Source organism: Arthrobacter pascens (genome assembly GCF_017052465.1).
GTDB classification, from domain to species: Bacteria; Actinomycetota; Actinomycetes; order Actinomycetales; family Micrococcaceae; genus Arthrobacter; species Arthrobacter pascens.
This window is the reverse complement of record NZ_JAFHKT010000129.1, coordinates 25,928-42,449: the sequence shown is the minus strand read 5'-3', so window position 1 is coordinate 42,449 and position 16,522 is coordinate 25,928. Positions and strand designations below refer to the sequence as shown.

The 16,522-nt window shown below is 67.3% G+C and carries 15 protein-coding genes; 10 read left to right on the top strand and 5 right to left on the bottom strand.

From position 1 onward, the window contains the following. Positions 1-46: 46 nt before the first annotated feature. Complete coding sequence (locus JYA52_RS09140) at positions 47-1,534, top strand: FGGY-family carbohydrate kinase (protein ID WP_205652870.1); 1,488 nt, start codon at positions 47-49, stop codon at positions 1,532-1,534. 4 nt (positions 1,535-1,538) lie between these two features. On the opposite strand, the gene JYA52_RS09135 is transcribed toward JYA52_RS09140, so the two are convergent. Next, positions 1,539-2,501 carry a sugar-binding transcriptional regulator gene (locus JYA52_RS09135; protein ID WP_205652869.1) on the bottom strand — a complete coding sequence of 321 codons (963 nt, stop codon included), beginning with the start codon at positions 2,499-2,501 and terminating at the stop codon, positions 1,539-1,541. A gap of 160 nt (positions 2,502-2,661) precedes the next feature. Between JYA52_RS09135 and JYA52_RS09130 the strand changes: the two genes are divergently transcribed. From JYA52_RS09130 to JYA52_RS09100, 7 genes are all read left to right on the top strand, one after another. Continuing rightward, positions 2,662-3,789, top strand: a complete 1,128-nt coding sequence (locus JYA52_RS09130) for a zinc-binding dehydrogenase (protein WP_205652868.1) — start codon at positions 2,662-2,664, stop codon at positions 3,787-3,789. A gap of 78 nt (positions 3,790-3,867) precedes the next feature. Next, the gene (locus JYA52_RS09125) at positions 3,868-5,172 is read left to right on the top strand and encodes an RbtT/DalT/CsbX family MFS transporter (RefSeq protein ID WP_205652867.1); all 1,305 of its coding nucleotides are present in this window, start codon (positions 3,868-3,870) and stop codon (positions 5,170-5,172) included. A gap of 30 nt (positions 5,173-5,202) precedes the next feature. After that, a complete protein-coding gene (locus tag JYA52_RS09120; protein ID WP_205652866.1) occupies positions 5,203-6,927 on the top strand; it encodes a dihydroxyacetone kinase family protein in 1,725 nt (574 codons plus the stop codon). Positions 6,928-6,980: 53 nt separating this feature from the next. Further along, entirely contained in the window at positions 6,981-7,439 is a 459-nt protein-coding gene (locus tag JYA52_RS09115) for a ribose-5-phosphate isomerase (protein WP_205652865.1), read from the top strand. A gap of 111 nt (positions 7,440-7,550) precedes the next feature. After that, positions 7,551-8,762 carry a thiolase family protein gene (locus JYA52_RS09110; RefSeq protein ID WP_205652864.1) on the top strand — a complete coding sequence of 404 codons (1,212 nt, stop codon included), beginning with the start codon at positions 7,551-7,553 and terminating at the stop codon, positions 8,760-8,762. Next, positions 8,762-9,580: an enoyl-CoA hydratase/isomerase family protein gene (locus JYA52_RS09105; RefSeq protein WP_205652863.1), complete on the top strand. Its 819-nt coding sequence runs from the start codon at positions 8,762-8,764 to the stop codon at positions 9,578-9,580. Before JYA52_RS09110 ends, JYA52_RS09105 begins: the two co-directional genes overlap by 1 nt. After that, positions 9,577-10,464 carry a 3-hydroxyacyl-CoA dehydrogenase family protein gene (locus JYA52_RS09100; RefSeq protein WP_205652862.1) on the top strand — a complete coding sequence of 296 codons (888 nt, stop codon included), beginning with the start codon at positions 9,577-9,579 and terminating at the stop codon, positions 10,462-10,464. Before JYA52_RS09105 ends, JYA52_RS09100 begins: the two co-directional genes overlap by 4 nt. Before the next feature lie 11 nt (positions 10,465-10,475). On the opposite strand, the gene JYA52_RS09095 is transcribed toward JYA52_RS09100, so the two are convergent. Next, a complete protein-coding gene (locus tag JYA52_RS09095) occupies positions 10,476-10,907 on the bottom strand; it encodes an SRPBCC family protein (RefSeq protein ID WP_205652861.1) in 432 nt (143 codons plus the stop codon). A gap of 146 nt (positions 10,908-11,053) precedes the next feature. Next, a complete protein-coding gene (locus JYA52_RS09090) occupies positions 11,054-11,926 on the bottom strand; it encodes an SGNH/GDSL hydrolase family protein (RefSeq protein WP_205652860.1) in 873 nt (290 codons plus the stop codon). A gap of 233 nt (positions 11,927-12,159) precedes the next feature. Here JYA52_RS09090 and JYA52_RS09085 point away from each other — a divergent pair, with 233 nt between their 5' ends. Both JYA52_RS09085 and JYA52_RS22925 read left to right on the top strand, forming a co-directional pair. After that, the gene (locus JYA52_RS09085) at positions 12,160-12,894 is read left to right on the top strand and encodes a tyrosine-protein phosphatase (protein WP_205652859.1); all 735 of its coding nucleotides are present in this window, start codon (positions 12,160-12,162) and stop codon (positions 12,892-12,894) included. Then, on the top strand, positions 12,891-15,089 hold the full coding sequence (locus JYA52_RS22925; RefSeq protein ID WP_205652858.1) for a S1 family peptidase: 2,199 nt from the start codon (positions 12,891-12,893) through the stop codon (positions 15,087-15,089). Before JYA52_RS09085 ends, JYA52_RS22925 begins: the two co-directional genes overlap by 4 nt. Positions 15,090-15,129: 40 nt before the next feature. Here the strand turns inward: JYA52_RS22925 and JYA52_RS09075 are convergent, their stop codons facing one another. Both JYA52_RS09075 and JYA52_RS09070 read right to left on the bottom strand, forming a co-directional pair. Continuing rightward, on the bottom strand, positions 15,130-15,879 hold the full coding sequence (locus JYA52_RS09075; protein WP_205652857.1) for an ABC transporter permease: 750 nt from the start codon (positions 15,877-15,879) through the stop codon (positions 15,130-15,132). 41 nt (positions 15,880-15,920) lie between these two features. Continuing rightward, positions 15,921-16,367 carry a PaaI family thioesterase gene (locus tag JYA52_RS09070; RefSeq protein WP_205652856.1) on the bottom strand — a complete coding sequence of 149 codons (447 nt, stop codon included), beginning with the start codon at positions 16,365-16,367 and terminating at the stop codon, positions 15,921-15,923. Positions 16,368-16,522 lie beyond the last annotated feature (155 nt).

Genomic DNA, 16,522 nt, shown 5'->3' with positions numbered 1-16,522 from the left:
TTTCGGTAGTGCCCCGGCGGAGGGCCCACAAGGAAGGTGGCAGGCCGTGCTCCTGGGCGTCGATATCGGAACGGGGAGCAGCAAAGCGGTTCTGGCCTCTCCGGACGGGACGGTGATCGACACCGCCACCGTGCATCATGCAGTCTCCCTGCCGCGGCCGGGATGGGCCGAATTTGATGCCGAAAACACGTGGTGGGCAGAGGTCCAGCATCTCTGCCGCGAGCTGTTCGCCAGGCGCGATGCACGGCAGGTGACCGGGGTGGCCGTCAGCGGCATGGGGCCCTGCCTGGTGGTGACGGACGCCCGCGGGGTGCCGCTCCGGCCGGCGATCCTCTACGGCGTGGACACGCGGGCCAGCCGGGAAATCGCCGAACTCAATGAGGAATTCGGCGAAGCCAGGATCACCGCAGACGGCGGAAAGGCGCTGTCGTCCCAGTCAGTGGGACCCAAGCTCCGCTGGATTGCAAACCATGAGCCGCAGGTCTTCGCGGCGGCGAGATACTGGTTCTCCTGCAGCTCGTTTCTCGTACACAAGCTGACGGGCGAATACATCCTGGACCACCCGACGGCCAGCCAGTGCGATCCGCTCTATGACATCCGCCGCCGCGAATGGATCACGGACCGGGCCGCTGCCGTGGCGCGACATCTGCCGCTGCCGAGGCTGCTCTGGCCCGCCGAGACCGCCGGCCAGGTTACGCGGGAGGCGGCGGCCCTCACCGGCATCCCGGCGGGGACACCGGTCTGCGCGGGAACGGTTGACGCGTGGGTTGAGGCCTACAGCGCCGGGGTGCGGAGTTCCGGCGACACCATGCTCATGTATGGCTCCACCATGTTCTTCGTGCAGCAGCTCCGGGCATTCAGGAGCCATCCGCAGCTGTGGACAGTTTCCGGCGTCGAGCCCGGGTCCCTGACGCTCTCCGGCGGGATGTCCACCTCGGGGAGCCTCCTGACCTGGCTGCAGCAGATCCTGGGCGGAACCCCGATGGAAGACCTACTGAAGGACGCGGCCGCAGTTCCCGCCGGCGCCGAGGGCTTGCTCCTGCTGCCATATTTCGCCGGCGAACGCACTCCCATCCTGGATCCGGACGCCCGGGGGATGATCATGGGACTGACGCTCCGGCACGGCCGAGGGCACCTGCTTCGCGCGGCGCTGGAAGGCATTTGCTTTGGACTGCGGCAAACCCTGGACCTGGTCGAGGAGGCAGGAGAACCGATTACCCGGCTTCTGGCCGTGGGCGGCGGACTGAAGGCCGGGCTGTGGTCCCAGATCGCCAGTGACGTCACCGGCAGGACGCAAATCGTGCCGAAGGTGACCATCGGAGCCAGCTATGGGGATGCCCTGCTGGCCGCTGTGGGCACGGGAACCGTGGCGCCGGACACGGACTGGATGAAAGCCGACAGGCTCGTGGAACCCACGGCGGGGACCGCAGGTCTCTATGACGAGATGTACGCCACCTACTGCAGCCTGTACGCGTCGAACCGTGACCACATGCACGCCCTGGCCAGGATCCAGGAAAAGGCCGGACAGAGCTAGGCTGTTAGGCCGCGTCCAGGTATTCGAGTACCGCCCGCGCCGTAGTGGCGTCCGTGACCAGCTTCCCGAAATAGCCGGCCCGGGCTGCACCCACGATGCTGCTGGCCTTTTCGACGCCCACCGCCACGCCGACGGTATGCGGAATGGCGCGGAGGATTTCCGGCGAGGTGGCGACGATCCTGTCGCTGCCGGGGAAATCCACCCGGTCGCCGTGGATGTCGAAGAAGTTCAGGCAGATGTCGCCCACGGCGCGGGCCAGCGAATCGTCGTCCTTGGGAATGAACCGTGAGATGGAACTTCGGGTGGTGGGAGGGGCACCGACCCCCAGGAGCGCGCCCTTGGCGGACTCCCACAAGCGATGGATCCGCTGAAAGTCAGGATCCCGCTGCAGGAACTGGTGCATCTCGGGGGAGGGGAGGGCCTGGGTCCACAGGAACGCAGGGTGTGCGCCCGTGTGTTCGGCCATGGCGCGCGCAATTTCATTGGTCTGGTACCAGGGTTCCGGCTCGGTCTGGCCACCGACGCTGGGGGCGACGATCACGCCGGGGAGTTTCGGCAGCACGGCCTGGCTGAGCTCATAGATGGTGCGCCCGGAGGAGGCCAGCAGGACGTCGCCCGGTGCCAGGGCCATATCGGTTACGGCCTCTGCAACCAGGGGGAGCAGTCCCACCCGGAGGCGCCGCGACTGGTCGCCGTCGGCAAGGTAGACCTTCTGCAGCGACAGCGCGGCGGCGAGGTCTCCGCCCAGGGAATCGGCTGCCGTCCGGGCAGGGTTCACCACTTCAATGCGGACCAGTCCGATGCGCCGGGCCTCTGCCAGAAGGCGGCTGACCGTGGGGCGGGAGACGTCAAGCGCCTCTGCGATCTTCACCTGGTTGGCGTCTTCGAGGTAGTACATGCGTGCGGCCTGATAGAGCGTGTCCAGCGGAAATTTGCTGCTGCTGCCGGCCGGATCGACCTCCTGCATAACTCCGCTCCCTCCGTCGCGACTCAGATGCCTCCATGGTAGCCGAGGCGTGAACAAAATTTCACGCCGATTCATTGCTAGAAATTTTGTTCTTGACATTTGTTCACACTGCTTTCAGACTTGAGACATTGACGCAGGTCACACGTTCCAAGGAGGCAACATGTCAACCACATACGCAGAAGCAGCTGAGACCGGCACCGGAGTGCCGCCGGTCATGCAGGCCGTCATTTGTCACGGACCGGAGAACTACACACTGGAAGAAGTGGCAACCCCCGTCCCAGCGGAGGACGAGTTGCTGATGAAGGTGGAGGCCGTCGGTGTCTGCGCCAGTGACCTCAAGTGCTACCACGGCGCCGCCAAGTTCTGGGGCGACGAAAACCGCCCCGCGTGGGCGCAGAAGGAAGTCACGCCGGGCCACGAGTTTGTCGGCACGATAGTTAGCGGCGGCGAGGCCGGCCTGGCCCGCCACGGACTCAAGCTCGGTGACAGGATCGCCTGCGAGCAGATCGTTCCGTGCGGGGAATGCCGGTACTGCGAGCGCGGCCAGTACTGGATGTGCGGCCCGCACGACATGTTCGGCTTCCGCAACTACAACGGTGCGATGGCAGAGTACCTGGTGGTCCCGCCCAACGCCCGGACCCACAAAGTTTCCAAGGACCTCGCCCCGCAGCACGCCGCGTTTGCCGAACCGCTGTCCTGCTCCCTGCATGCAGTGGAACGTGCCGACATCCAGTTCAACGACGTCGTGGTCGTCGCCGGCTGCGGCCCGATCGGCCTCGGCATGATCGCCGGCGCCAAGGCCAAGAGCCCGCTCACGGTGGTGGCCCTTGACATGTCCGACGACAAACTGGCACTGGCCCGCAAGTGCGGCGCCGACGTCGTCATCAACGTCGGACGCGAGGACGCCGTGCAGCTCGTCAAGGACATGACCGACGGCTACGGTGCAGACGTCTACATCGAAGGCACCGGCCATCCCTCGGCCGTAGCCCAGGGCCTGAACCTGCTGCGCAAGCTGGGAACCTATGTTGAATACTCCGTCTTCGGCTCCGACGTGTCCGTGGACTGGTCCATCATCAGCGATGACAAGGAACTCGACGTCCGCGGAGCCCACCTGGGGCCCCACTGCTGGCCCGCCGCCATCAAGATGATTGAATCCGGCATCCTGCCCATGGACGAGATCTGCACCAACCAGTTCCCCCTCGACAGGTTCCAGGACGCCCTGGACCTCGTGGGAGATACTGCCGGCGCCTCCGTCAAGGTCTCCATCCTGCCCGGTTCCGCACGCTAGTTCCGGCGGTCCGCGGGGACCCTGCACGGGCCCCGCGGACCCTGACCCACCTGCCCCCCAAAACAAAGGCGTTTTCCCATGACTACATTTGCCACGCCCGCCGTCGCTGCGCGGGAACGACTGCTTGACCGGATCGGCATTCCGCACTCCCTCCGCTGGGGATTCCTCGGCGTCCTGGTTTTCATGACTGGCAACGGCGTCGAGTCCAACTTCATCGCACCGCACATGGCTGACGCGCTGGGCGGGCAGGCCATGCTGGCCCCGACCATCATCACCATGTACGGCGTCGCCGTTACGATCGCCTCGTATCTGTCCGGCGCACTCTCCGACCTGGTGGGTCCGCGGCGCGTCATGGCGCTCGGCTTTGCGGCCTGGGTGGTCTTCGAAGTTCTGTTCCTCCTCAGCCTGAATGCCGGCTTCACCGCCGGCATCATGGCCAGCTACTTCCTGCGCGGCCTCGGCTACCCGCTCTTCGCCTTCGCGTTCCTGGTCTGGATCAACACGGTGGCGCCGCGGAAGAGCAACGGCACGGCCGTGGGCTGGTTCTACGTCATGTTCACCGGCGGCCTGCCCACGTTCGGTTCGCTGTTCGCGCTGACCTTTATCCCTGTCTTCGGCGGGGGCCGTGCCGGGGAGTCACTGACCATGGCGGCCTCGATCGGCCTGGTGACGGCCGGTTTCCTCATTGCCTGGCTCGGTGTCAGGGAGGAGCGGGGCACGCGGCGCCTCGCCCCGGCGGGGGAGTCGACGGCGGCAGTCCTCTCCGGCGGTGTCCGGCTGCTGGTGCGTGAACCGCGGATCCTGATGGGGTTCATCGTGCGGCTCATCAATACGGCCCCGCAGTACGGCATGTTCGTGATCCTGCCCGGCGTGATCGGCGGTGAGCTGGGATGGTCCCAGACGCAGTGGCTGATGATGACCGTCATCGTCTATGCGTCCAACATCGCCTTCAACGCCCTCTTCGGCGCCATCGGCGACAAGTGGGGCTGGCAGCGCACCGTCCGTTGGTTCGGCGTCGTCGGTTCTGCCGCCGGTCTCCTGGCGTGGTGGTACGTCCCCCATCTGGTGGCGCCCGGTTCGGACTGGGGCTACTGGCTGTCCGTCCTGGCCGGCGTGGCATTCGGCATCATGCTGGCGGGCTTTGTCCCGATGGGCGCCATCATGCCGGCTCTGACCCCCGACCACAAGGGCGCGGCCATGGCCATGTACACCACAGCCGCCGGCGGAGCTGCCTTCCTCGGTGCGGCCGTCGTTGCGGCGGTCCTTCCCTGGGGCGGCAATGCCGGCGTGGTGTGGGCCTTCGTGGTCCTCTACGGCGTGGCCTTCGTCCTGACCACTTTCCTCAAGGTTCCGGCGGACACTGCCGGAACCCGCCACCACTAAGACCCGGATACCGAGCTTGGAGCAACTGCCATGACCAGAATTTTCAACGACCCCGCGGAATTCGCCGAGGACCAGTTCACCGGATTCCTTGACCTCTACGCCGACCGCCTGCGCGGCGTGCCGGGCGGCGCGGTGGCCCTGAGGTCCGGCGAACCGCAGGTGGCCGTCGTCGTCGGTGGCGGCTCGGGCCACTACCCGGCGTTCGCCGGCCTGGTGGGCAGCGGCTTCGCCACCGGTGCCGTCGTCGGCAATGTCTTCACGTCGCCGTCGGCCGCCCAGGTCTACTCGGTGGCAAAGGCCGCCCACCAGGGGCGGGGCGTCGTCCTGACCTTCGGCAACTACGCCGGGGACAACATGAACTTCGGCATCGCCGCGGAACGCCTCCGCAAGGAGGGCATCGACGTCCGGATCGTGGTGGTGACGGACGACGTCGCCTCCGCCTCCGAGGAGGACAAGCGCCGGGGCATCGCCGGAGACTTCTCGGTCTTCAAAGTCCTCGGGGCCGCAGCCGCGGCCGGACTGGACATCGACGGCGTCGAGCGGGCAGGACGGGCGGCGAACGCCGCCACGCGGACCATTGGCGTGGCCTTCTCCGGCTGCACGTTGCCGGGCGCCGACCGGCCGCTCTTCACGGTCCCGGAGGGCCAACTCGGCCTGGGGCTCGGCATCCACGGCGAGCCGGGCATCCGCGACGAGCAGATGCCTGCGGCCCATGAACTGGCTCAGCTCATGGTGGACTCGCTCCTCGAGGCCGCGCCGCAGGGTGGGGGCAAACGCGTGGCGCCGATCCTTAACGGCCTTGGCACCACCAAATACGAGGAACTTTTCCTGCTGTGGGGAACCGTGGCGGGGCTGCTCCGGGAAGCGGGCCTGGAAGTGGTCGACGCGGAAGTGGGCGAGTTGGTGACGAGCCTGGACATGGGCGGAGTCTCCCTCACCCTGATGTGGCTGGACGACGAACTGGAGACGTTCTGGCGGGCCGACGCGTACACCCCGGCGTTCCGGAAGCAGCGCGCACCCGTCGCCGCCATCGGCGGTTTCGCCCAGGAGTCCGGTGATGACGTGCGGGAGTCCCATGCCATTCCCGAAGCCACTCCGGCTGCCCGGGCTTTGGCCGGTACGGCCGTCGGTGCCTTGGAAACCATGGCGCGGATCCTGCACGCCGATGAGGCCATGCTCGGAGACATCGACGCGGTGGCCGGCGACGGCGATCACGGCCGCGGCATGGTGAAAGGCGTCGACGCCGCGCTCGCCGCCGCCCGAATTGCCTACGACGGCGGCGCCGGGGCAGCGTGGCTGCTGCAGGCCGCGGGCCAGGCCTGGGCGGAACATGCCGGAGGCACCTCCGGTGTCCTCTGGGGAGCAGCGCTGGAAGCGGCCGGCCGGTCGCTGACCGACGGCAGGTCCGCCTACGCCGATCAGGACTTTGTCGCCGCGGGCCAGGCGTTCTCCGCCGCGATCGTTGACCTGGGCCGCGCCACCGTTGGCGACAAGACCCTGGTGGACGCACTCCTGCCGTTCGTTGAGGAGCTGGCCGCCGGCGTCGGACACGGCGCTGCGTTCCCCGATGCCTGGCGGGCCGCCGCTGCCGTGGCCGCCGAGAAGGCGGAAGCAACGGCGTCGCTGAGTCCCAAGCTGGGCCGTGCCCGCCCGCTGGCGGAACGGTCCGTGGGTACGCCCGACGCCGGCGCCACCTCCTTCGCCCTGCTGGCCGGCGGTCTGGCGGACCTTCCCGCTGGCGCCCTGGCCCTTTGACCCGTAGACCCGCTGGCTCCATCACCTTCAGAATCCGTGAAAGGAACATCTCCATGACCAAAAAGCTAAGAATTGTCGTCGGCTGCGACGACGCGGGCTTCGAATACAAGGAAGCCCTGAAGAAGGACCTGGCGGCCCACGGCCTCGTCGCCGGAATCGTCGATGTGGGCGTCGGCGCGGACGGCCACACCGCGTATCCGCACATCGCCGTCGAGGCCGCGCGCATGGTGGCTGACGGCACGGCGGACCGCGCCCTCCTGGTGTGCGGCACGGGCCTCGGCGTGGCGATTGCCGCGAACAAGGTCAAGGGGGTCCGCGCCGTGACGGCCCATGACTCGTTCTCCGTGGAGCGGTCGGTGTTGAGCAACAACGCCCAGATCCTGTGCATGGGCCAGCGGGTGATCGGCCTTGAACTGGCCCGCCGCCTGGCCCGGGAGTGGGTCGGCTACACCTTCGACGAGGGCAGTGCCTCGGCGGACAAGGTTGCCGCGATCTGCGGCTACGAGGGCTGATTCAATCCGGGGGTGTGGTTGACCGTCGGAGCCTGCCGTGTAATCTTTATAGAACGAACGGTCGGTAATTTATTCGTTTCCGGCCCAACTCCCTGCGAAAAGGATGTTCTCATGGTCGAGGCTTTTCTGGTTGGCGGCGCACGTACCCCGGTAGGGCGATACGGCGGTGCACTCTCGGGGGTCCGCCCCGACGACCTTGCAGCGCTCGTGGTCCGCGAAGCCGTGGCCCGCGCCGGCGTGGACCCGGACGCCATCGACGAGGTCATCCTCGGCAATGCCAACGGTGCCGGCGAGGAGAACCGCAACGTGGCGCGCATGGCCACCATCCTGGCCGGACTTCCCCTCCATATCCCCGGCATCACCGTGAACCGGCTGTGCGCCTCGGGCCTGAGCGCCATCATTATGGCCAGCCAGATGATCAAATCGGGGGCCGCGGACATCGTGGTGGCTGGCGGCGTGGAATCCATGAGCCGCGCGCCCTGGGTGCAGGAGAAGCCGCAGACGGCCTTCGCGAAACCCGGGGAAATCTTCGACACCTCCATCGGCTGGCGCTTCGTCAACCCCGCGTTCAAGAAGGGCGAACTGTCGCGCGACGGCAAGATGACCTTCTCGATGCCGGAAACCGCGGAAGAAGTCGGGCGGGTCGACGGCATCTCCCGCGAGGACGCCGACGCCTTCGCGGTGCGCTCGCACGAGAGGTCCCTGGCGGCCATCGAGGCCGGCAGGTTCAAGGACGAGATCGTTCCGGTGACCGTGAAGACCCGGAAGTCCGAAACCGTCGTGGACACGGACGAGGGCCCCCGGCCCGGCACCACCATGGACGTCCTGGCCGGCCTCCGCCCGGTGATCCCGGGCGGCTCGGTGGTGACCGCCGGCAACTCGTCCACGCTCAACGACGGCGCCTCAGCCATCATCGTGGCCTCCCAGTCCGCCATCGACCGGCTCGGCCTGACGCCCCGTGCCCGCATCATCGACGGCGCTTCTGCCGGCTGCGAGCCGGAAGTCATGGGCATCGGCCCGGTTCCGGCCACCCAGAAGGTGCTCAAGCGAAGCGGGTTCAGCGTCGGCGACCTTGGCGCCGTCGAACTTAACGAAGCGTTCGCCACCCAGTCGCTGGCAAGCATGCGGCGCCTGGGCCTGGACCCGGACATCGTGAACAACGACGGCGGCGCCATCGCGTTGGGGCACCCGCTGGGTTCCAGCGGATCACGGATCGCCATCACCCTGCTGGGCCGGATGGAACGCGAGGATGCGCGGATCGGCCTGGCCACCATGTGCATCGGCGTCGGCCAGGGCACCGCCATGCTGCTGGAGCGCGTGTAATGCCGGCTCCGGACAGCGCGAACGGACACTTAAGCACCCAGGACTTCAGCACCCTCCTGGTCGAAGAGCGCGAGGACCGCGTGGTGGTGCTGCTCAACCGCCCCGAGGTCCGCAACGCGATCGACCAGCAGATGGTGGACGAACTCCACGCGGTCTGCGCTGCCCTGGAGCGGAATCCCAAGATCCTGATCCTTGCCGGCGTTGAAGGGGTGTTTGCCTCCGGCGCGGATATTGCGCAGCTGCGGGAACGGCGACGGGATGACGCGCTGCAGGGCATCAACTCAACGATCTTTGTCCGGATTGCCAGACTGCCTATGCCGGTGATCGCGGCGCTGGACGGCTATTGCCTGGGCGGCGGCGCAGAACTGGCGTATGCCGCCGACTTCCGGATCGGCACCCCCAGCGTCCGGATCGGAAATCCCGAAACCGGTCTCGGAATCCTTGCCGCGGCCGGCGCCAGCTGGCGGCTGAAGGAGCTGGTGGGGGAGCCGGTGGCCAAGGAGATTCTCCTGGCAGGCCGCGTCCTGCGTGCCGAAGAGGCGCTGAGCGTGAACCTGATTACCGAAATCCATGAAGCACCGGTGCTGATGGACGGCGCCCACAGTCTCGCCGACCGCATCGCCCGGCAGGACCCGCTGGCCGTACGGATCACCAAATCCGTGTTCCACGCACCTGCCGACGCCCACCCGCTGATTGACCAGCTGGCCCAGGGCATCCTCTTCGAGTCACAGGCGAAGTTCGACAGGATGCAGGCGTTTTTGGATAAGAAGACAGATAAAAAGGCAGACAAGAAAACAGAGAAGAAGAACCAGCCATGAGCAACCCGACACTGCCCGCCAACCCTCCGTCCACGGATCTTCCCGGCTTCGTCGGAGTTCTCGGCGGCGGCCGGATGGGCGCGGGAATCGCCCACGCCTTCCTCATCAACGGCGCCAACGTCCTGGTGGTGGAGCGTGATGACGAATCCGCCGAAGCCGCCCGGGAACGTGTGGAGTCCGCGGCGGCCAAGAGCATCGAACGCGGCGCCACGGACGGCAACCTGGACGAGATGGCCTCCCGCCTTTCCGTGACCGTGGACTACGACGACTTCAAGGACCGCCAGCTGGTGGTGGAGGCCGTCCCGGAGGACTGGGACCTGAAGGTCACCTCGCTCCGCGGAATCGAGGCGCGCCTCTCCGACGACGCCTACCTCGCCTCCAACACGTCCTCGCTGTCGGTCAACGGCCTGGCCCACGAGCTGAAGCGCCCGCAGAACTTCCTGGGCCTGCACTTCTTCAACCCCGTTCCCGCTTCCACCCTCATTGAGGTGGTGCTTGGCGAGCAGACGTCCCAGGACCTGGCTGCCGCAGCGAAAAGGTGGGTCAGGGCACTCGGCAAGACCGCCGTCGTCGTCAATGACGCTCCCGGTTTCGCTTCCTCACGGCTGGGCGTCGCGATCGCGCTGGAAGCCATGCGCATGGTGGAGGAAGGCGTCGCGTCCGCGGAGGACATCGACAACGCGATGGTGCTCGGCTACAAGCACCCCACGGGGCCGCTGCGGACCACGGACATCGTGGGCCTGGACGTGCGGCTGGGCATCGCCGAATACCTTCAGTCAACGCTGGGTGAGCGCTTCGCGCCGCCGCAGATCCTGAAGGACAAGGTGGCACGCGGCGAGCTGGGCCGGAAGACCGGCAAGGGGTTCTTCGACTGGGCCGGCTGAGAGGGCTGCCGTCAGAGGGAGTGGAGCTTTTGCCGCAGCCCTTCCAACGCCGGATCACGCAATGACATGAACGCCGGTTTAAGGAAGGGCTGAAGCAGCTTGAACGGCCCCTTGATGCTGAACTCAGCGGTGTAGAGGACGTCACAGCCGGGACCGGTGGATCGTACATCGATGGAGTCAAAGGACACCACATCGTCGTTTTCGCCGCGCAGCTTGATGTGGTTGTCGAACAGTTCGATGACCTCGTACTCCAGGGACTGGCGCTTGCCGCGGAAGAGCGTCTCCGCGTGATAGCGGTGCCCCACGGCGACCGGCCCTTCCGTGAGCTTCTCCATTACCGCGGTACCGGGGTCCCATTCGCTCGTATGCTCAAACGCCGAGAGGTAGGCGAAGGCCGTTCTTGCCGGCAGGGGAGCGCTGACTGTACCCGCGACCTTGATCATGGCATCAGCCTAGCGAGACAACCGGAACAGCACACCTGCCTGGGCGTGAATTCTGGACTTCTGCGAACTGGCCCGGTTTTCCGTCTCGAGGGGCGGAAAACCGGGCCAGCAGGGCGGCAGGTCTCGAAACCGGGCCAGTCCGGCAGTTACCGGCCCAGCGCTGCTTTGATGGACTTTGCGTAGCCTTGGGAATAACCAGTTGCTGTCGGGTGGAAAATTTCCGTTTCCGTGCCGCAGGTGGCCGAGGAGACGCAGGCGGGCGGCGGACCGACAATCCAGGGCTGCGCTGATCCAATCCCGTGCCCGGCAAAGGCCTGCGAGACGTCCACATAGTGAACGCGGGCCCCTGAGCGGCTGCGCGCCTTATCGGATGCGGCCGTTGTGACCGCACTGTCAATGACCTGGTTGAGTTGAAGCGTCAGTCCGTTGACGGTCTCAAACATTTGATCTACGCCGGATTCGAAGAGCAGCGGGTATCCGGTCACGTAGATGTCCGCATGGGGCGCCTTGGCCTGGATTTCGCGCAGCATTGCCAGGAGGCCCTGGAAGAACGGGCTCGCAGCAGGATTGTTCGTGGCCTGCTGGAGGATGTAGGCCTTTTGACCCAGTGCATTCGCGCATGCCTCAGCCGAATCCTGTGTGCACGTCACCAATGCCCCGATGGCGTCGAGATCGTTGCCGCCTGCAGTGACGGTCACCAGGTCGACTTTCTTGTCCAAGGAGGCCAATTGGGTCTCCCGGACGACGCTGGTGGTGGCGCCGGTGCATGCCTTACTTGCCAACAACGACACGGACGGTTCGGCGTCCAAAAGGGCCGGATAGCCTTGGGCGCTTCGCAAGCAGGCATCGGCATACGGGCTGGCACCCTGGCCTGCGGCAAAGGAATCGCCCAGTGCCACATAGGTGTCAGACCCGTCGGCGGATACCGGACCAGCGGTCAGGCCCGCCGTTAGGGCCAACACGGCGACGAGGCCGGTGAGGCGGGCGGTACGGCGTTGGATCAGTTGTTTGGTTATCACGATGAAGCCCCTCATTCAGGGAAACCAGGCACAAGCGCAGCGGACGCTGCAGGAAATCGGCAAGCGATGACGAATGCCCGCGGCGTGGCGGGCATTGAAAGTTTCGGCGCGGTGCGGCGCTCATTGCCCTAGGTTATGCCCGCGCGGGGCGTAACTCCCGACCTTGCGGTACCCGCTTTTTTGCCGCGCGGTGGGGCACTACTTGGTCTGGGCCCCTGCGGCTGGCGGGGAAGATGTGGTTAGCTGTCACCGTGAACGCGAGCGAACAGGTACCCGTCAGCTGGGAGGGGGCCGTAAACGCCTGGCGCGTGGCCGGTTCGGTCTACCGGATGGGCCGCCGCGAATGGCTCACGGCTGCCGGCTGGCAGGAAGCGTACCGCGACGGCGTCCGCACCGTCATTGACCTCCGCAACCCCGGCGAACGCCAGCCCCGCGCCACCGACCCCGAGGTGGGCGAAGCGCTCGCTGCCTTCGAGGTGGTGCATGCGCCCACCGAGGACCCGGATCACGGCGAGTTCAAGGCGCTCTGCGTTCCCTACCTCAACGATCCGGCCTACTATGCCGCCAATGCCCGGTTCTTTCCGGACAGGCTGGCCGCCGTGTTCAAGGCCGTGGCCGCCGCGTCGCCCGGCGGCGTCGTGATCCATTGCTCAGCCGGGCGTGACCGCAGCGGCATGGTCGCGGCGATGCTCCAGGACCTGGCGGGCGCCACCGACGACCACATCGTGAAGTCCTACCAGGCAGCCATGCGCGGCATCAACGAGCGCCACCGCACGCTCGCCACGCCGCACCCTCACGAGCGGTACCTGGACGACGAAGCACTTTCGCCGCTGCTGGCAAGCCGCGGCGCCGTCGTCCTGGAGTTCGTCAGGTCACTCAACACGCGGGAGTACTTGCTGCGGCACGGCGTCACTTCTCCGGAGCTGGAAGCAATATTGTCCGTCCTCGGCGCCAGGGTAAGCCTGTGACATCGATCGGGAGCGGTGCCGCAGCCCGCCGCGGGCTGGCCCGTCGGGCGGCTGCCCTGGGCGTGGCAGCAATGGCAGTCTTTGGGGCCACCGCCGTTTCCGTGCCGGCTTACGCCGCGGGGGAAAGCCCGACGCCGGCGGTCACCACCGGGGCCAGCAGTCCTGGTGGCGGTCGTCCCGGCGAAGACAGCCCCAGCGACGGCGGTCCGGGCGACCGCGGTCTCGCAAACGGCGGTCTCGCAAACGGCGGTCTCGCAGAAGCCGTGGCAAGGGACCTGGGCATGACCCTTGGGGAGTTCAACGCCGCGGGTGCGCAGGGAAAGCGCGCAGCCGACGCGTTGCCCAGTCTAAGAAAGCTGCCGGGCTTCGTGGCGGTCCGGCTACACGGCGGCCAGATTCTGGTTGAAGGCTCCGGTGCTGAGCTCCAGAAGGGCCTGGCCGGAATCAACGCGGCCGATGAAGCGGGCAGGAACGAATTCGTCCTGGTCGCACCCGGGGCCACACCTGCGGCCGGGACCACACCGGCGGCCGGGAGTACGCCTGCGGCCGCGACTCCCGCGGCATCCAAGCCCGCGGCACCAGAACCTGCCGTATCAAGACCTGCTGCTGCGGACAAGGACCTCAGAGCCTCCAGCGTCCAACAGCTCTACCAGGCCTACCTGCGCCACGTCGGGCCGGCCGGTCTTCAGGCCGTGGCCGCCGGGGCCGACGGGACGTTCATCATCCGCGCAGGCGGCGACAACTCACCCGAGAATGCAGCGCCGGCCAAGTCACCAGCCACTGCGCCAGCCGGCGGGCAGGGCATGTCGCCGTCTGAATTCGTGGCCCAGTACGCCAACGTCGTGCTGGAGAAGGGCGCGCCCCTGGTCAGCGAAGAGGATTTCCTCGGCGGTCAGGGATACAGGGTCGACGGCGGCGGAGTTGTCTGCTCGGCAGGGTTCAGCGCGTTCAGCCCCGCGGGGGAGCCACTGGTGCTCACGGCCGGGCACTGCGCGGACGACGGTGCGGCCAGGCTTGCCGAGGTCACGCTCCCGGCAGGTGAACCGGCGGCGGGCTCCGTGGCGGACAGCGGTGTTACCGGGGAGCTGGGGACGTTTGGCTTCAGTCAGTTCGGTGGATCTGGGAACTCCCGGATCACGGGCGATGTCGAAAATCCGGGGGAGCCCGGCAAGGACATCGCCGTTATCGAATCAATCCGCGCCGACCTCAACCTCCTCCCCGCCGCGACCACCTGGGCAGATCCCGCGAACCTGGCCGCTGCCGCGGTGCCGATCATTGGCACCGCGAAGCCGGTAGTGGGCCAGTCCGTCTGCCGCTCCGGACGGACCGAAGGCTGGTCGTGCGGCACCGTGGACGAGGTGGGGATCTACGTTGTCCGCGGCCCCTCCGGCGACCCGGACGATCTTCGGTCCTTCAACGGATTCCTGTCCACTTCCGTGCAGTCCCGGGGAGGTGACTCCGGCGGTCCCTGGATCAGCGGAAACTATGCGGTGGGGACGCACTCGGCCGGCAATCCCCGGACGTCAGCCCAGAACTTCGCTGTGGCTGCCACGCTGCAGGATTCGCTGACAGCGGTTCCCGGCACCCAGCTGAGGCTGTTCCTCAACCAGCCCGTGCTGGCCGGGTCCCTGCCCGCCGGGCCGATCGCTGCCGGGCAGCGCGTCGTGGGCCGGATTCCCGCGGCTCCTGCGGCGGATGTTCCGGCCGGCTCCAGCGTCCGAATCACCATTCCCGGTCATGAACCGCTGGACGTGCCCGCCAACCCGGACGGCAGCTGGTCCTTCACGGCGCCCGCGTCCATGACCCAGTTCTCGGCGCAGGCGGTCAACGGCTTCAGCCGCTCGGGCATCAGCACTTTCCGCACCAAGGAGAAGCCGGCGGAACCGGCGCCGGCGCAACCAGCGCCAGGGCCGTCCAACCCTGCCGCCACGGCCGGGCCGGATGGCTCGCCCGCCACGCCGAAGCCGACACCTGCCCGGCCGGCCACACCGGCAGTCCTTACGCCGGCGCCCGAACCGTCCGTTGTGGCGGTGCTGCCCGCCGGAGGCATCAATTCCTGGCAGACGCCCGCGGCCGCCGTCGGGCTGGCGGCGACGGGGGCGTCGGGACTGCTGCCGGCCGGCGGCATTGCAGGGGCGGCCCTGGTTATTGGCGGTCTGCTGGTGGTGGCCGTCAGGCGCCGCGGCCGGCGCTAACGCGCGCACCGGATTGCCTATGTCAGCGGGACCGAAGTGCCTAGGTCAGCCGGGCCGGGCGGCGGCGGACCGGAGCGAGCATGTGCACCAGCGCAACCGCGGTCACCGAGCCGGCCGCGATGATCGCTGCCAGCACCACAATCTGAAAACGTCCTGCCTCCAGGGGTGACAGTCCGCCGAAGATGGCCCCGACAAAAGCCCCGGGCAGGGTGACCAGTCCGGTCGTTTTCGTCTGGTCGACCGACGGTATGAGGGCGGAGTAGGCCGCACCGCGCGCCATGTCACGGGTGGCCTGCCGCGGGGTCGCGCCCAGCGCCAGCCATCCCTCCACGAGGTCCCACCGGTCAATCACGGCCTCGTTGAAGCGGCGGCCGGCCAGCGCAGCGATTGTCATCGAGTTGCCGATGACTATGCCACCGAGAGCCAGTGCATAGCGGCTGGTCAGTTCAATCGACCCCGTGGCGAACACGACGGCCAGCGCCACGACGATGCCGGCCGCCATGGACGAACCGGCCATGGCCAGATGGATCCAGCTCCAGCCCAGGCGTCGGGTGGCGGTCGCCGTGGCCACAAGGAACATGACTCCCAAAGCCACCGCGACCCAGACGCTGCTGGTGATCACGGCTCCCAGGATCAGGCTCACCGCCGCCAGTTGTGCGGCGCCGCGGAGGATGGCCAGTGCCGGTGCCCAGGCGTGCGGCACCCTGGAGCCCGTGAGAACGCCCGCCGACACAGCCATCAGGAGGGCAACAGCCAGCAGCGTGGGGGTCAGGCCGGCCAGTTCAGTCACCTGATCAGCCTATCCGCGGGCAAAGGCGGAGAGGTGAAGGCTCAGTTCCTGGGATGCAGCAGCAGGTTGGTGATCCGCAACGTACAGAGCCGCTGGCCGGCGTCGTTGGTGATCAGGACCTCATGGGTGGTGAGTGTTCCGCCGAGGTGGATGGGCGTCGCCGTGATGGTGATCAGACCGCTGCGCGCCGACCTGTGGTGCGTGGCCGAGACGTCCACACCCACCGCCGTCTTGCCCAGGGTGCTTGCGTGGATCACCGCTGCCCAGGATCCGACCGCCTCGCCGACGGCCAGCGAAGCGCCGCCGTGCAGCAGGCCGAATGACTGGCGGTTTCCCTCCACGGGCATCGTGGCCACCACCCGGTCCACGGATTCCTCCACGATCTTCACGCCCATCTTTTCGTCGAGCTCGCCGAGGGTGATCTTCCACAGGTCCCTCGTGTTCGGTTCGGCGGTCTGCACATCTGTGTCGCGGGGCTGGGGCGTCATGTGGTCTCCTCAGGATGGTGTCGGAACCCGGAAGGTGGCCGGGCCAGTGTGCTGCGACCTAGTGTGCAGCACGGGACATTCATGTACTGTAGACATATTACCGAACGGACGGTCAGTAATGCGCTGGCCGGTTTGCCGGATCGCCCGGATTTCTT

Bases quoted from the DNA above. Each gene is read 5' to 3' on its own strand.
- JYA52_RS09135 (WP_205652869.1), bottom strand. From the start codon at position 2,501: ATGCAGGAGGTCGATCCGGCCGGCAGCAGCAGCAAATTTCCGCTGGAC.
- JYA52_RS09130 (WP_205652868.1), top strand. From the start codon at position 2,662: ATGTCAACCACATACGCAGAAGCAGCTGAGACCGGCACCGGAGTGCCG.
- JYA52_RS09125 (WP_205652867.1), top strand. From the start codon at position 3,868: ATGACTACATTTGCCACGCCCGCCGTCGCTGCGCGGGAACGACTGCTT.
- JYA52_RS09120 (WP_205652866.1), top strand. From the start codon at position 5,203: ATGACCAGAATTTTCAACGACCCCGCGGAATTCGCCGAGGACCAGTTC.
- JYA52_RS09115 (WP_205652865.1), top strand. From the start codon at position 6,981: ATGACCAAAAAGCTAAGAATTGTCGTCGGCTGCGACGACGCGGGCTTC.
- JYA52_RS09110 (WP_205652864.1), top strand. From the start codon at position 7,551: ATGGTCGAGGCTTTTCTGGTTGGCGGCGCACGTACCCCGGTAGGGCGA.
- JYA52_RS09105 (WP_205652863.1), top strand. From the start codon at position 8,762: ATGCCGGCTCCGGACAGCGCGAACGGACACTTAAGCACCCAGGACTTC.
- JYA52_RS09100 (WP_205652862.1), top strand. From the start codon at position 9,577: ATGAGCAACCCGACACTGCCCGCCAACCCTCCGTCCACGGATCTTCCC.
- JYA52_RS09095 (WP_205652861.1), bottom strand. From the start codon at position 10,907: ATGATCAAGGTCGCGGGTACAGTCAGCGCTCCCCTGCCGGCAAGAACG.
- JYA52_RS09085 (WP_205652859.1), top strand. From the start codon at position 12,160: ATGTGGTTAGCTGTCACCGTGAACGCGAGCGAACAGGTACCCGTCAGC.
- JYA52_RS09070 (WP_205652856.1), bottom strand. From the start codon at position 16,367: ATGACGCCCCAGCCCCGCGACACAGATGTGCAGACCGCCGAACCGAAC.